Below are 15178 nucleotides of genomic sequence, written 5' to 3'. Positions count from 1 at the left end.
GTACAGTGACTGATCCACTTGTCATCGCTATCGACTCCTCGACAACCGCCACGAAGGCGGTCGTCGTCGACACCTCAGGGAAAGTTCTCGCAACCGGCAAGGCAGACATTGACTTGCTCACCCCGGGAATGGATATGTTCGAGCACGACCCCACGCAGTGGTGGACGTCCACGAACACCGCCATCACCCAGGCCTGCGAAGCCCTGGAGGAAGCGGACCGCAAGCGGATCAAAGCATTGTGCATCACCCACCAGCGCGAGTCTTTCGCACTCGTTGACGAGGATGGTGGGGCACTCCGCCCCGCCATCCTCTGGCTGGATTCACGTGCGGGCGCCGAGATCAAAGAATACGGTTCCGACCACATTCACGAACTCTCCGGCAAACCCGCAGACACCACGCCCGCGCTCTACAAGATCGCGTGGCTCAAGAAGCATGAACCGGACACCCTCAAGGCCGCCCATAAGCTGGTGGACGTGCACGCCTACCTGGCCCACCGGCTCGTAGGGCGCTGGGTTTCGGCAGTCGGCAGCGCCGACACCCTCAACCTCCTCGACATCGCTGTAGTCGACTACTCTGACGAACTGCTCGACATCGCAGGGGTCACGAGGGAGCAGATGGCGGAGTTGGCGGCTCCCGCCTCCATTATCGACCCCATTAATCCCGAACTCCTCACAGAGTGGGGACTGGGCGAGGGCGTTGTGCTCGTCGCGGGCGTCGGAGACGGCCAGGCAGCCGGACTCGGCACTTCCGCCATTGACGAGGACGTCGCCTACGTCAACATCGGAACGTCGATCGTGGCCGGTGTCCACGCATTTGAGTACGCTTACTCACCCGCCTACCGCACATTACTCGGCGGCATCCCCGACTCCTACGTTCTTGAGATCGTGCAGAACTCCGGTTCCGTTCTCGCGAACTGGTTCCGCACCGAACTGGGCGATCCCGCCCTCGAGGGCGGGCTGGATGAAGAGCTGGATCGGGCAGCTGCCGAGCTGAAGCCGGGCACCGACGGGCTTTTGACCGTCCCGTACTGGAACGCCGTTCAGTCACCGCACTGGGATCCGTTCGCCAAGGGCAGCGTGGTCGGCTTCGGCTCCGCCCACACCCGCGCCCACATGTACCGCTCCATTATCGAAGGCATGGCTCTCGAACTGCGCGGCAACCTGGAGCGCGTCCAGGAATCCACCGGCCGTAAACTCAAGGAGCTCCGCTGCACGGGTGGCGGCTCCCGCAATCCCCTCTACCGCCGCATCTTCGCCGACGCGACCGGCCTTCCGCTCGTGGTTTCCGGGGTGGAAGAAGTGAGCGCTCAGGGGGCTGCGATGATGGCGATGGCAGCGATCGGGACCTACCCGGATGTGGCTGCCGCATCGAACGGCATGGCCTCCTTCGTTGATCGCACGGAACCCGACCCCGAAGCCTACGAAATCTACGGGGAATGGGCTGCAATCCAGCAGGATATTTACCCCGCACTCGCAGACATTTTTACTCGAATCAATACCGTCATGAAACGGAGTTAACAGCAATGGCAACGATCGTCGTATTGGGCGCTGGAATCATGGGCACCGCCCTGTCCTTCCCCGCCTCGGAAAATGGTCACGAAGTCCGACTCGTCGGAACCTTCCTCGACCGCGAAATTATCGACTCCATTCAGACCACGGGAGTGCACCCCGACCTGGGTCTCAAGGTGAACGAGGGCGTGACCGCCTACCAGCTCGAGCAGGCCGAAGAAGCCTTCGAAGGCGCCGACGTTGTCATGAGTGGCGTCAACTCATTCGGTGTCGAATGGATCGGTGAGCAGCTCGCCACCCTCCTGAAGCCGGGACAGAAGTTCCTCTGCATCACGAAGGGCATGAGGGCGGATGAGGAGACTGGTGAACTCCAGCTCCTGCCGCACAAGATCCAGGAATACCTGAGCCCCGAACAGATCGAACAGGTTTCCTGGAACGCCATCACCGGCCCTTCGATTGCCGGTGAGCTCGCCGTGCACCACGACACGGCTGTCGTCTTCTGCGGCCACGACAAGGACGACCTCGAATACTTGGCCGACCTGTTCCGCACCGACTACTACCACGTGTGGACCTCGACCGACTTCATCGGCCACGAGACCGGTGCCGCCACGAAGAACATTTACGCATTTGCTGCCGGCTTTGCCGAGGGCCTCCTTAAGTCCCAGGGCAAGGAAAACAACAAGTACGTCATGTACAACTACGGCGCCGCGATCTTCGCGCAGGGACAGCGCGAGCTCCGCAACTTCGTCAAGCTCATGGGTGGCAACCCGGATTCGGCTGACGGACTGGGCGGCGTGGGAGACATGTTCGTCACCTCCATGGGTGGCCGCAACGTCAAGGCCGGCACTCTCGTCGGCCAGGGCATCCCCTTCTCCGAGGTTCGCGACCAGCACATGAAGGGCGTGACCCTCGAAGGCGTGGCAGCCATCAAGGTGATCGGCAAGGCCCTTGGGCCCCTGACCGACCGCGGTGTGATCAAGCCGGAAGAGTACCCGCTCTGCCGTTTCCTCTACTCGGTCGTCGCCGAGGATGCTCCCCTCGAAATCCCGTGGGATAAGTTCTTCTACGACCTCGCCTAGACCCCAAACGACCCCCTGAGAAAACTCGGGGTGGGCACTGTCAACTCGGTGGGCTCTTCTTACTTCCGTTGATGTGAAGTTGAGAAGGGCCCACCATGTGCGTTTTCAGTGGAAACAAGAAAAATGAGCGATTCCAGGAATGCGCCAAAAGGCGCGCTACCATGCCATTTGCTCCCGATTCTGCAGGGCTCTTCCTCTGTGAACGAGTTGCGAGCGGGAGAAAAAGAGTCCTGAGAAAACGCTCAAAGGCCCTGTGAAATTATCACGTAGAGTTGAGAAAAGGTGCATGTTTTATCGGCTTCCAACATTGACTATTGGTGGTAGTTGGAGGAAGATGAAGGGGTGCGCGTGAGGGCAATCACGTGCGCGCCCAGCCCGTGCAAGAGAGCGCGGGGCTGTAATCCTCAGATCAAAGGAGATTGAGAGATGTCTGATCTAGTCATTGGAATCGACATTGGCACGGGCTCAACGAAGGGCGTCCTGGCCGATACAGAGGGCAACGTCATTCACAGCGAGGTTGTGCGTCACGAAACCTCGTTCCCCCGACCGGGTTGGGCCGAGCACGATCCGGATGAGACCTGGTGGAAGGACGTTGTGGAAATCTGCCGCCGCCTGACCGCTCGCGCCAAGGGTGACGTCGCCGGTCTCGCGATCTCTGGCATCGGCCCCGTCTTCCTGGCAGCCGACGAGCGGGGCCAGGGCCTGCGTCCCGCGATCCTCTACGGTGTTGACACCCGTTCCGCCAAGGAAATTGATGACCTGACCGAACGCTACGGCGCCGACAAGGTCCTCGAGGTCTGCGGTAACAACATGACGTCGCAGTCGGTTGGCCCGAAGATTGAATGGGTCCGTCGCAACGAGCCTGAGGTGTGGGAGAAGACCCGCCGCTTCCTCATGGCGCACACGTACTGTGTCTTCCACCTGACCGGTGCCTACGTTCTCGACCACCTGTCCGCCTCGATGTGCGAGCCCCTCTACTCCCCGTTTACGAACAACTGGGTTGAGGAGTGGGTTGACGACATTTGTGGCGACCTGGAAATGCCGAAGCTCATGTGGTCGAACGAAGTTGCCGGCCACATCACCGAGAACGCCGCCCGCATCACCGGCCTCCGCCCCGGCACCCCCGTCTCCGTTGGCTCGATCGACGCCTTCGTCGAGGCCCTGTCCGTTGGCGTGAGCCAGCCGGGCCAGGTCATGCTCATGTACGGCTCGACCATGGTTGCGGTTCAGATCTCCGACAAGGCTCTCATCGCCCCCTCGCTCTGGTCGAACGCCGGCCTCTTCGAGGGCACCTCGAACGTGTCGGGTGGTATGTCCACCACCGGTTCGCTCACGACCTGGGTTGCTGACCTGTCGGGACGCGACTATGACGAGCTGACGAAGCTCGCCGGCGAATCCACGCCGGGTGCCCGCGGCCTGCTCATGCTGCCCTACTTCTCGGGCGAACGTTCCCCGATTGCCGACCCGAACGCTCGCGGTGTACTTGCCGGCCTCAACCTGACGCACACGTACGGAGACATCTACCGTTCGGCCCTCGAGGCAACCGGTTACGGTTCCCGCCACCTGCTCGATTCGATCAAGGAATCGGGTGGCGAAGCGAAGGAATACTGGGCCGTTGGTGGCGGCACGACCGGTGGCCTGTGGCCCCAGATCATGTCCGACATCATCGGCATCAAGCAGTACATCCCCAAGGTCACGATCGGTGCCTCGTACGGTGATGCTCTGCTGGCTGCCATGACCGCCGGCCTGGTTGATCCGGGCACGACGTGGAACTCCGCCGAGCGCGAGATTGAACCCAACCCGGACAACCTCGACCAGTACGCAGAGATGTACCAGATCTACCTCGATCTGTACCCGTCAACGTCCGATGTCAGCCATCGCCTGGCCGACATTCAGGCACGTATCAGTAGCTAGCAGTCTGTGTGGAAGGGATGACCCTCCCACACCTTATGGGCCACGAAATCGCGCGGATTGCCGTGCAGGTCGTGGCCACACAGTTTCGTCCCCGAGGCAGCCACGAGCCGCCAAGGGGACACGAGGGGGCCGGCCCCGGGCCCCTCCTCAGTTCTAGGGAGGACGCATGAAAGCAGCAGTGTTTGCTGGACCAGGAAAGCTTGAACTACGAGATATTGAAAAGCCGGTAGCCGGCGACGGCGAGCTCGTCCTCAAGGTGGGTGCGAACACGGTGTGCGGCACCGACGGACGTATCCTGCGTGGCGAGAAGTCCGCGGGAATTGATATCGGTGTTGTTCTCGGTCACGAAATCTCGGGGTACGTGGAAGAGATCGGTGCGGGCGTTGAGGGCTTCGAGATCGGTGACCTCGTCGGCATCCTCCCCACCATTCCCTGCCTCAAGTGCTTCTACTGCGCGCGCGGTAGCGAACACCTGTGCACCGACTCCCAGATTTTTGGATACCGGGTGAACGGCGGCCTTGCCGAGTACGTTCGTGTCCCCAAGGATGCTCTTGAACGTGGTGGCGTCTACAAGGCAGCCCCGCACCTGACCCCCGCCGAGGTTGCCCTCGCCGAGCCGCTCGGTTGCGTCATCAACGGCTCAGAAAACTACAAGACCGAGGTGGGCGATACCGTTCTCATTCAGGGCGCCGGCCCGATTGGCCTGCTCCACACTCAGCTCAACCGACTGCTGGGGGCCGAGAACGTCATTGTTTCCGACCCGTCCGAAGACCGCAGGGCAATCGCCGAGAGCCTCGGCGCCACCCACACGATCAACCCCCTCGAGCAGGATCTCGTCGAGTTCGTGCACGGACTGACCGAGGGTCGCGGTGCCGACGTTGTCATCATCTGCATCGGCCGCGGCGAGCTCGTCAACCAGGCGCTGACCGCCGCACGCAAGGGTGCACGCGTCAACGCGTTCGCGGGCTTCCCCAAGGGTGCCCTCGCTGAGGTTGATCCGAACCTTATCCACTACGGCGAGCTTGTGGTCACGGGTGCGTCGAACGCTGGGCGTGCCCACCACGAGAAGGCCCTCCAGCTCATCGGTGCCGGCCTGATCGACGTGAAGGCACTCCACACGCACACGTACACGCTGGACGACGTGGTCGCAGGAATCGAATTCGCCCAGTCGGGTGAAGGCATCAAGGTTGTGATCGTCCCCAACTAGGGAACGCAAGAACGAGACATCACTGTCTTCCGCACTCGTTATTGCGGGTGCACTCGTTCTGTCGGTACCGTGCCGCGGCAGGGTACCGAGAGAACGGCAGGTTGGTGGTGGGAGAGAGGCACTGGCTCCACCCCACCAATCCACACTTACTCCAGGCCACTCAATGAGGAGTCACAATGTCCGAAGTCATTATTGGTGTTGATGGCGGCACGACCGCCGTTAAGGCTGTCGCGTTCACTCTCGACGGCGAGATCTACGCAACCCACCACGAATCTGTCCCCGTCAACTACGGCCCCAACGGTGAGGCCGAGCAAGACATGAACCTGATCTGGCAGGCGGTTGCCACCTGCCTTAAGTCGGTCAACGACCAGCTCGATGGTCATGAGGTTGTCGGCATTGGCCTCACCGGCCAGGGCGATGGCGTGTGGCTCGTGGACGAAGCCGGTGAACCGATCCGACCCGCCGCGAACTGGATGGATGGTCGCGCGGGTGAACGCGTTGCTGCCTGGTCGAAGGACGGAAAGGACGCCAAGGTCCTCGAAGTCACCGGCACCTCCCTGTTCAGCGGGCTCTTCCCGGTCCTGCTGGAAGAGCTGCGCGAGAACGAACCCGAGGTCATGGCGCGGGCCGCAACCCAGCTGTACTGCAAGGACTGGCTGCGCTTTAAGTTAACGGGGGAACGGGCAACCGACTTCTCGGAAGCATCCCGCACCCTCCTTGACGTCCGCGACGCCTCCGGATACTCCGAAGAGCTCGCTAAGGCACTCAACCTGAGCGATGCTCTGCCGCTACTGCCGGAGGTGCGTCACCCGGCCGGCAAGCCCTCCCCGCTGTCGGAGGAGGCCGCCGCCCAGACCGGCATCCCGGCCGGCACTCCCGTGGGCGTGGGCCAGATTGACGTGGCCGTGACCGGTGCCGGTCTCGGCGCTGTCGAAGACGGTGCGACCTGGCTGATTCTCGGCACCACCGGTTTCGTCGGAACCCTGCTGCCGTCCGTGGCGGAACGCAAGTCGGACCTGTCCATGGTGCTCGCCACCGGTAACGACGCCCAGGTTCTCGAATTCATGGCCCCCATGACCGGCACCCCGAACCTCGACTGGATTCGGAAGATGCTCGGCCTCGAGGAAGCCGACTGGGACGATATTGAGGCGGGTGCCCGCAAGGCCGGCCCCGGCTCGCACGGCGTTATTTACCTGCCCTATGCTGCACCCGGTGGCGAGCGTGCCCCGTTCCTCGATGCGGCTGCCTCTGCCTCGTGGCAGGGCATGTCGCTCACGACCGAACGTGAAGACATTCTGCGCTCCGTCTACGAGGGCGTTGCCTTCTCCCTCGTGGAATGCATCGAAACCCTCGAGGTGACCGATGACCTTTTGGTCTCCGGTGGCGGATTCAGGTCCGACCTCATCTGCGAGATCCTCGCCGATACGACGGGCTTGACCGTGGTTCGCCAGGATGCACCCGAAGCCGGTGCGCGCGGTGCCGCCGTTCTCGCCCTCGTTTCCGCGGGACGCTACGGCACGATCCCGGAAGCCGCGGAAGCCCTCGGTGCCTCCACGCAGACCTTCGAGCCCAACCCCGACAACCACGACCTGTACCGCGAGGCCTACCAGCTGTTCCTCGACACTCGTGGCGCTCTGCGTCCCGTGTGGCCGACCATGAGGGCACTGCGCAAGTCCGCCAACTAGCCCCCACCCGGGAGCGGAAAGAAGCGAAACATGAAAGTACTCATAGCATCGGACGGATTCCTGACCGATGAGGTGCTGACAACCGCGCTGACAAGCGAACTACCCGACGCCGAGATCAGCAGGCTCAAGGGAACGTGGCCGACCCCGCCCTTCGGGGACGTGGCCGAAGTGCAGGAGGCACTCGGTGACGAAGAGGAACTTATTGAGGCCCTCAAAGGCCAGGAAGTCGTTGTCTCCCACACGCACCCGTTCACGGAAAAAGTGATCGCCTCGAGCCCCGACCTCAAGCTGATCTCGATCTGCCGAGGTGGCCCCGTCAACGTCAACATCGATGCAGCCACCAAGCACGGCGTCATGGTTTCCTACGCCCCCGGCAGGAACGCACGCGCCACCGCCGAACACTCGGTTGCGATGCTCCTTGCGGCCGCCCGTCAAATCGCCCAACGCCACCAGGAAGTGATCAACGGGGAGTGGGCAACCGACTACTACACGTTTGAAAAGACGGGACAGGAAGTCGGTGCCTCCACGGTTGGCGTGGTCGGATACGGTGCGATCGGAGCCCGGGTTGCGGCGATCATGAAGGCATTCGGTGCCCGCGTGCTCGTGTTCGACCCGTTCAAGGAACCCGGCAACGACGGAATTGCCGAATTTGTCAGCCTCGGTGAGTTGCTCGCCGAATCCGACTTCGTGACCCTTCATGCCCGCGTCACGGACGAGAACCGTCACATGATCAACGCCGAGACGCTGGCGAAGATGAAGAAGGGCGCGATACTCGTGAACTGTGCTCGCGGACCCCTTGTCGACTATGACGCCGTGTGCGATTCGATCGACTCCGGTCACCTTCACGCAGCAGCATTTGACTGCCTGCCCGAAGAGCCGCTGCCTGCCGATCATCGCCTGCTCCGCACCCCGCGGATCACGTTCACCCCGCACCTTGCTGGAGCATCCCAGGAAGCCTCGCGAGTTGCTGCTCGCATCGCCTCCGCGGACATCGCCGCCTACGCCCGCGGTGAGAAGCCCCAGCACCTGGCCAATCCCGAAGTTCTCAAGTAGAAAAAGTAAGAGAGAAGAATGCTGTACGAAAAAGAACGCCAAGAAGTAGTCGACACCTGCAAGTTCATGGTGGCTGAGAACCTGGTGGTTGGCACCGCCGGTAACGTCTCCATCCGCATCGGCGACCATGTTGTCATCTCCCCCTCGGGAGTTGACTACGACACGATGACCGCGGAGGACGTCGTGGTGTACGACATGAATGGTGAGCACGTCGAGGGAAGGCTCAAGCCCTCCTCGGAACTGCCCCTCCACATTTCCGTCTACGAGGCAACGGATGCTCAGGCAATCACCCACAACCACGCCTACGCCTCCACGGCACTCGGCCTGGTCGTTGACGAGATCCCGCCCTCGCACTACTACTCCGCCATGCTCGGCGGCATCATCCGTGTCGCCCCCTACGCGGAGTTTGGAACCGACGAACTGGCAGAGAATGTCTCGAAGGCCCTTGAGGGCCGCAGCGGCGCCCTCATGAAGAACCACGGTGCCATCACCATCGGCCCGGACCTCAAGAAGGCAGTGAACCTCCTGCCGATCCTGGAATACATTTGCGAGATCCACCTTCGCGCCATGGCGACCGGCGCTGACATCGCTCTCTTGAGCGACGAGCAGATTGATTCGGCGATTGTCGGCATGTCCTCCTACGGCAAGCAGCCGGCACTCGAGGAAGACAACTAACCAACCAACCAACCAACCACCCCTAGCGGTGGTTGGAAGGTAACAAGGCGGGGAGGTAAGACCTCCCCGCCTTCGCCTTCCCCTGCAAAGTGCACACCTCTGATTCGCACACCCTCGATATGCAACTCTCACATGTCACATACTTCCCGCTTGCGGTAGCCGTGCTGTTGTTTTCCCACTAACTGCGGCTCTGCTGAGACTCCTGTCCACGGCTAGTGACGCCATGGGATAGCCCGGTTTATAGGCACCGCGGGTTTTCCCAGGTCAGGGGCGTTCTGAACAAAATGACTCGTGGCGATCCGTGCAAACGCCGCTGCACACATTCCCAACAGATAAAATTGGTGGATTTATCAGTTTGATCTGTTAATACTGTTACGTAACGTCGGTTATTGCCGGCCGGATTCAAGGAAGAATTCAGGAGAACGAACATGAATAAGTTGAATACCAACGAAGGTCCCCTCGTTATCGCCGTTGACTCGTCGACCACGTCGTCGAAGGCCATCGTTGTCGATGTTGAAGGAAACGTGCTCGCCCTCGGCAAGCGCGAAATTCCACTCCGCACACCTCAGCAGGGCTTCGGTGAGCACAATCCCGCTCACTGGTGGAGCTCGACCAACGCAGCCATTGCCGAGGCAGTCTCAAAGCTGAAGATGAAGGACCGCGGCCGTATTGAAGCCATCGGCCTCACCCACCAGCGCGAGACCTTCGCACCATTCAGCCTTGATGGCACGCCCCTGCGTGACGGTATTCTCTGGCTCGATATTCGCGCCGCCGACCAGATTAAGAAGTACGGCACGCCCGAAATTCACAAGCTGTCGGGTAAGCCCGCCGACGTGACTCCCGCGATCTACAAGATGGCGTGGGTGAAGGAGCACGAGCCGGAGATGTGGGCGAGTGCTGACAAGATTGTCGACGTGCACGGCTACCTCGTGTACTGCCTGACCGGGGAATGGAACTCCTCCGTTGCGGCAGCTGACTCGCTCGGCTTGTTCGACATTGAGAAGCTCGACTACTCCGACCAGCTCATGGAGATTGCTGGCGTCAAGCGCGAGCAGATGGCAAAGCTGTACCAGCCCGGTGACGTCATTGGTTACGTCAAGAAGGACGTGCGCGAAGCCTGGAACATCTCCAAGGAAATCCCGGTCATTGCCGGACTCGGTGACGGTCAGGCCGCCGGCGTTGGTGCCGCAGCCGTTGACCCGGAGGTCGCCTACCTCAACATGGGAACAGCCGTGAACGCGGGCGTGACCGCCAACGAATACCAGTACGGCCAGGTCTTCCGGACCCTTGCGGGCGGCATTCCCGACACCTACGTTCTCGAGGTCCTGCAGTCCTCGGGTGCATTCCTCACCACCTGGTTCCGCAAGGAATTTGGTAACCCTGCACTCAACGGTGGCCCGGATCCGGAGCTCGAGGCCAAGGCGGCAGCGCGCACCGTGGGATCCGGTGGCCTCGTGACCTTGCCCTACTGGAACGCGGTTCAGAGCCCCTACTGGGAGCCCATCGCCCGCGGTGGGGTTGTGGGATGGCGGGGGACCCACGGACGTGGCTCCATGTACCGTTCCCTCCTCGAAGCGATCTCCATGGAAATGGCGCGCTCCCTCGGTGCCCTCCAGGAAGCAACCGGCACGAAGCTCACCACGGTCCGTGCCATGGGTGGCGGCGTCCGCTCCAAGCTCTGGCGCCAGATCATGACCGACGCGATCGGCCTGCCCATCACCGCCTGCAAGGAAGACGAAATCTCGGCACTCGGAGCCGGGGTTGTCGCCATGGCCTCCACCGGCGTCTTCGGTGACAACTCGATCGCAACGGCCGCTCGGAGCATGGCGCAGTTCACGGATTCGACCGAACCCAACGAAGAAAACCACAAGATCTATTCAGAGCTGGGTGAAATCCAGGGACGCCTCTACGCGGACCTGAAGGAAACAAACGACCTGTTGCATGACTTTGCCCGTCGTTACCCGGATGCTGAAGTTTCAAACGAAGACAACTAGCGGAAAGGGATCAACATGTCGTCCATTGCAATTCTTGGGGCGGGAGCCATGGGCTCCGGGCTCGCCAACGCCCTGGTCCGAGCGGGCTGGGAGGTTAACCTCTGGGGCACCTGGCTTGACGACCACCTGATCGATGCAATCGAGGCAGGAACCCCCCACCCCCGCATCGACACCATCATCTCCGACAAGGTCAAGACATTCCGCTCCGCGGAACTCGAACAGGCCATGGACGGCGTTGAAGTGGTGGCACTCTCCGTTGCCTCCGTCGGTGTGCCGAAGGTGGCGGAGATGGCATTCGACGCCATCTCCAAGGCCCAGGCGCTCTGGCTGACGACGAAGGGCTTCATGCCCGACGAGAACGGCAAGATCGCACTGCTCCCGGCCGGGCTGCGCCGCATGGCGGAGGCTAAGGGCATCACCCTCCCTCCGATCGTTGCGATCGCAGGCCCGGTCAAGGCCAACGAATGTGCGGCCAACGAACCCACGGCCACGATCTTCGGCAGCCGTGACCTGGATGTGGCGGTCAAGTACGCTCGGGCGGCCCGCTCCGAGCACTACGCGATCGAAGCGACCGATGATGAGGTGGGCGTCGAGGTGTGTGCACCGATGAAGAACGTGTACGCCATCATGCTCGGCATCGCCGACGGCCTGCAGGAACAGACCGGACACCCCCACCACAACCTCAAGGCCGCAACCTTCGCGCAGGCGGTCCGGGAAATGTCAATCCTTTCCGTCGCGCTCGGCGCGAAGGAAGCAACTGCCTACGGACTGCCCGGCGTTGGTGACCTCGAAGTGACCGGACTGTCCGGACGCAACAAGGTTTACGGAGTTCGAATCGGCCGCGGTGAGGGCGCACAAGCAGCGCTCAAGACCATGGCCGAGCTCGAGCAGACAGTGGAGGGGGTCCCCGCGATCCCGCTCGCGATCGACCTCGTCGAACAGAGCGCCACCGACGTGAAGGAGCGCATGCCACTGCTCTACGCGGCCCGCCAGATCGTTTATGAAGACGATCCGGACTTCACAAATATTCTCACCCGCGCCGTTCTCCCGGCCCGGCCCTAAAGAAAGGAAGCTCATGCGAGCGTACATGTTCTACGGCCCAGGCGATCTCCGCCTCGAAGAGGTGGAGATCGGCACACCCGGACCCGGTGAGATCGCTGTCGAAGTCAAGGCGGCAGCAACCTGCGGTACCGACCTCAAGTCCTACCGTCGCGGACACCCCACCCTGTTCCCGACCCTGCCCGCCAGGTTCGGACACGAATTCTCCGGTATCGTCACCGAAATCGGAGAAGGGGTCACCGACTTCGCCGTTGGTGATCGCGTCGTGGCAGCAAACTCGGCCCCCTGCGGTCACTGCTGGGCCTGCTCGATTGGCCGCGAATCGCTGTGCGAAAACCTCGAATACCTCAACGGGGCATTCGCCGAACAAATCATCATCCCCAAGGCGATCGTTGAACGGAACACCTACAAGATTCCCGATACCCTCGCCTTTGAGGCTGCGGCACCCCTGGAGCCGCTCTCGACCGTCGTCCACGGCATCTCCGAATCCGGAATCAAACTGGGTGACACGGTGACGGTGAACGGTGCGGGACCGATCGGGCAGATGTTCATCAAGCTCGCACAGCTGCGCGGCGCCAGCGTCATCGCAGCCGACCGGTCTGCCTCTCGCCTCGCACAGGCGGAAGCGGCCGGAGCCCGGATCGTTGACCTGACCGGCCTTGAGACTCCTCAGGAGTGCGCCGCAAAGATCAACGAACTCACCCCCGGCGGACGCGGCGCAGACGTTGCCGTTGAGGCCGTGGGTCTGCCGCAGGTGTGGGAACAAGCCGTTCACTGCCTGCGCCCCGGTGGGACCGCCGTTCTCTTTGGTGGCACTCCGAAGGATGCGCCGTTCTCGGTCAACTCCTCGGACATGCACTACAAGGAGTACACGCTCAAGGGCGTGTACCATCACCAACCCCGGTACGTGAAGATCGCGGTCGAACTCCTGTCGACAGGCAAGTTTGATGGCATGTCTCTCTGTACCGAGGTGCGCCCCCTGGAGGCACTCGTCGAGTCGCTGGAGGATATGGCGCAGGGCAAAGGTTCGAAGTACATCCTTCGCCCCTAGTTAAGGGTTAGTGCCGGGGCGGTAACGCCCCGGCACACCCCATTCCAGGATTGGTACTCCCACCCGATATCCTGAACCTGTGAAAGATGCCGAAACTCCCGGTAACGGATTGGAGAAGAGCAACGTGGCTCAACTGAGTAAGAACGACCGACAACAGCTGCTCGCCGAGCATGTCCTCAACGCTGGAACGGTGCGTGTTGAGGACCTTTTGAAACTCGTTGATGCCTCACCCATGACGATCTACCGGGATCTGTCAGAGCTCGAGAACGACCGGGTCATCGTCCGCTCCCGCGGTGAAGTGACCGCGGTGGCCACCTCCCTGTCTGAGACGTCAATGAAGTACCGCCTCACCCAGGAAGAGGATTCCAAGCTCTCACTCGCCTCGCAGTTCGAAAAGTACATGACTCGAGGCACCTCAATCATTTGTGATGACTCCTCGACAGTCTTCTCAATCCTCAAGCAGTTCACCTCGGTTGGGGGACTCACGATCATCACCAACAACTGGTCGATCATCCAGCTCGCCGGTTCGGTGCCCGACTGGGAGCTCATCACCCTCGGTGGACGGTACGACCGGCATCTCGATGCGAACTACGGTTCGGCAGGGGTGAAGACCCTGCAGCAGGTCAGAGCCGACCACGCCTTCATCTCCGCCGCCGCCATATCCGACGGTGTCGTCTACCACCCCTACTCCCAGGTCGCCGACTACAAGGCGCTCATGCTCGAAGCCTCCGTCCAGTCGCACCTTGCGGTCACCGCCTCCAAGTTCGAACGCAAGGCCCTTTACCGGGTTGCCGATACTGCCGACTTTGATAGCGTCGTGGTGAATGCTGAGACTCCGGAGGACACGATCGCGAAACTGCGTGAACGCGGCGCCACCGTCCGGGTCGGAACAACCCCGAAACAATAGACTGCGATGGCGCGGACTGGAATGATCTCGATCCCTTCCAGCTCCGATCCTTACCGGTAGATCCCGCACTGTGCGCTGTCGTCACTGAAGTGTGCGCACGCTAGGAGCACTAACTTGTTCCCTCGGCACGGCTAAACCGACGCGCGTAAACAAACCCCGCTCATAAGTTGTTTCACCGGATTTTGTCCCAGCCGCACCGGGAGAGCGTGCGAGGTGCCTGGTAGATGGCCCTCTTTAGCAAAAAATCTGTTACCTTGAATACGTGACTATACTTGTATAGAAGTTTGTATAGTTCACATCTGGGTTCGTTGGAGAACCTGAGACAAACGTTTCTTCGAGGGGGAAGTTTCATGGCGCTTTCGGTTGCCGAGTATGCGAAGCATTTTGATATGGCCCTGCATTTGCAGAGCTCAACAGAGGAAGAGATCCGGGCCCACGCTCAGGGAGCTAGGGATGCGAATGTGGCGGCGTGCTACACGAACTCGTACTGGACCCCGGTCGTTGCCGAGGTCCTGGAAGGCTCCGATGTGCACGTCGGTACCGCTATTTCTTTCCCCTATGGTGCGACATCGACGGCGATGAAGTTCGCTGAGATCGAGGAGGGCCTCGAGCTTGGGGCAACTGCGGTGGACATGGTGCTCAATATTGGTGCACTGAGGGATAAGAACTATGCCTTGGTCGAGAAGGAACTTGCTGGTCTTGTGGAGCGTTGCTCGGGTAAGGCGATCTCGAAGCTCATTTATGAAGTGTGTTTCTTGACCGATGAGGAGATCGCATCCCTGACGCGGATGTGTTCGGATGCTGGGGTGGATTACGTCAAGACTGCTACGGGTTCGGAGGGTTTCCCGACCGAGGCTCAGGTCAAGATCATGCGCGATAATATTACGAACCCCAAGACCCTCCTGAAGGTCTCCGGTGTGCCGCGCACGTTCACTCTGCCTGCCACCCTGTGGGCAATTGAGAAGCTGGGCGTGTCCCTGATCGGCACCCGCTCCGCAGCCAAACTCGTCAAACAGTACGCAAACTACCTCGAAAATGGGGTGTGA

General features: G+C 61.3%; 12 protein-coding genes. All 12 read left to right on the top strand.

What is annotated here, in order from left to right; all coding sequences use genetic code 11:
- Positions 1-5 precede the first annotated feature (5 nt).
- The 12 genes from BN1241_RS04900 to deoC all read left to right on the top strand — a co-directional run bounded on the left by BN1241_RS04900 (position 6) and on the right by deoC (position 15178).
- A complete protein-coding gene (locus BN1241_RS04900; protein ID WP_054952586.1) occupies positions 6-1517 on the top strand; it encodes a xylulokinase in 1512 nt (503 codons plus the stop codon).
- A 5-nt stretch (positions 1518-1522) separates the two neighbouring features.
- Positions 1523-2587, top strand: a complete 1065-nt coding sequence (locus BN1241_RS04895) for an NAD(P)H-dependent glycerol-3-phosphate dehydrogenase (protein WP_054952585.1) — start codon at positions 1523-1525, stop codon at positions 2585-2587.
- 426 nt (positions 2588-3013) lie between these two features.
- On the top strand, positions 3014-4501 hold the full coding sequence (locus BN1241_RS04890; protein ID WP_054952584.1) for an FGGY-family carbohydrate kinase: 1488 nt from the start codon (positions 3014-3016) through the stop codon (positions 4499-4501).
- A 166-nt stretch (positions 4502-4667) separates the two neighbouring features.
- The gene (locus tag BN1241_RS04885; protein WP_054952583.1) at positions 4668-5708 is read left to right on the top strand and encodes a zinc-binding dehydrogenase; all 1041 of its coding nucleotides are present in this window, start codon (positions 4668-4670) and stop codon (positions 5706-5708) included.
- A 176-nt stretch (positions 5709-5884) separates the two neighbouring features.
- Entirely contained in the window at positions 5885-7393 is a 1509-nt protein-coding gene (locus BN1241_RS04880) for an FGGY-family carbohydrate kinase (protein ID WP_054952582.1), read from the top strand.
- Between the two features lie 30 nt (positions 7394-7423).
- Entirely contained in the window at positions 7424-8446 is a 1023-nt protein-coding gene (locus tag BN1241_RS04875) for a 2-hydroxyacid dehydrogenase (RefSeq protein WP_054952581.1), read from the top strand.
- A gap of 18 nt (positions 8447-8464) precedes the next feature.
- Complete coding sequence (locus BN1241_RS04870) at positions 8465-9121, top strand: class II aldolase/adducin family protein (protein WP_054952580.1); 657 nt, start codon at positions 8465-8467, stop codon at positions 9119-9121.
- A gap of 428 nt (positions 9122-9549) precedes the next feature.
- Positions 9550-11115 (top strand): xylulokinase, encoded by a 1566-nt coding sequence (locus tag BN1241_RS04865; RefSeq protein WP_054952579.1) that lies wholly within the window; start codon positions 9550-9552, stop codon positions 11113-11115.
- A gap of 15 nt (positions 11116-11130) precedes the next feature.
- Positions 11131-12177, top strand: a complete 1047-nt coding sequence (locus tag BN1241_RS04860) for an NAD(P)H-dependent glycerol-3-phosphate dehydrogenase (RefSeq protein ID WP_054952578.1) — start codon at positions 11131-11133, stop codon at positions 12175-12177.
- 13 nt (positions 12178-12190) lie between these two features.
- Positions 12191-13225, top strand: coding sequence for a zinc-dependent alcohol dehydrogenase (locus BN1241_RS04855; protein WP_054952577.1), 1035 nt, complete (start codon positions 12191-12193; stop codon positions 13223-13225).
- A 79-nt stretch (positions 13226-13304) separates the two neighbouring features.
- Positions 13305-14132: a DeoR/GlpR family DNA-binding transcription regulator gene (locus BN1241_RS04850; RefSeq protein WP_054952576.1), complete on the top strand. Its 828-nt coding sequence runs from the start codon at positions 13305-13307 to the stop codon at positions 14130-14132.
- A 350-nt stretch (positions 14133-14482) separates the two neighbouring features.
- Positions 14483-15178, top strand: a complete 696-nt coding sequence (gene deoC / locus BN1241_RS04845) for a deoxyribose-phosphate aldolase (protein WP_054952575.1) — start codon at positions 14483-14485, stop codon at positions 15176-15178.

The organism is Flaviflexus massiliensis (assembly GCF_001375495.1).
GTDB lineage: Bacteria > Actinomycetota > Actinomycetes > Actinomycetales > Actinomycetaceae > Flaviflexus > Flaviflexus massiliensis.
Note: the sequence above shows the minus strand (reverse complement) of the source record. Positions and strands in the feature narration are given on the sequence as shown.

What these genes read in the sequence shown, in the direction of transcription:
- BN1241_RS04870 (WP_054952580.1), top strand. Translation starts at nt 8,465, where the DNA reads ATGCTGTACGAAAAAGAACGCCAAGAAGTAGTCGACACCTGCAAGTTC.
- deoC (WP_054952575.1), top strand. Translation starts at nt 14,483, where the DNA reads ATGGCGCTTTCGGTTGCCGAGTATGCGAAGCATTTTGATATGGCCCTG.
- BN1241_RS04880 (WP_054952582.1), top strand. Translation starts at nt 5,885, where the DNA reads ATGTCCGAAGTCATTATTGGTGTTGATGGCGGCACGACCGCCGTTAAG.
- BN1241_RS04895 (WP_054952585.1), top strand. Translation starts at nt 1,523, where the DNA reads ATGGCAACGATCGTCGTATTGGGCGCTGGAATCATGGGCACCGCCCTG.
- BN1241_RS04865 (WP_054952579.1), top strand. Translation starts at nt 9,550, where the DNA reads ATGAATAAGTTGAATACCAACGAAGGTCCCCTCGTTATCGCCGTTGAC.
- BN1241_RS04885 (WP_054952583.1), top strand. Translation starts at nt 4,668, where the DNA reads ATGAAAGCAGCAGTGTTTGCTGGACCAGGAAAGCTTGAACTACGAGAT.
- BN1241_RS04860 (WP_054952578.1), top strand. Translation starts at nt 11,131, where the DNA reads ATGTCGTCCATTGCAATTCTTGGGGCGGGAGCCATGGGCTCCGGGCTC.
- BN1241_RS04875 (WP_054952581.1), top strand. Translation starts at nt 7,424, where the DNA reads ATGAAAGTACTCATAGCATCGGACGGATTCCTGACCGATGAGGTGCTG.
- BN1241_RS04890 (WP_054952584.1), top strand. Translation starts at nt 3,014, where the DNA reads ATGTCTGATCTAGTCATTGGAATCGACATTGGCACGGGCTCAACGAAG.
- BN1241_RS04855 (WP_054952577.1), top strand. Translation starts at nt 12,191, where the DNA reads ATGCGAGCGTACATGTTCTACGGCCCAGGCGATCTCCGCCTCGAAGAG.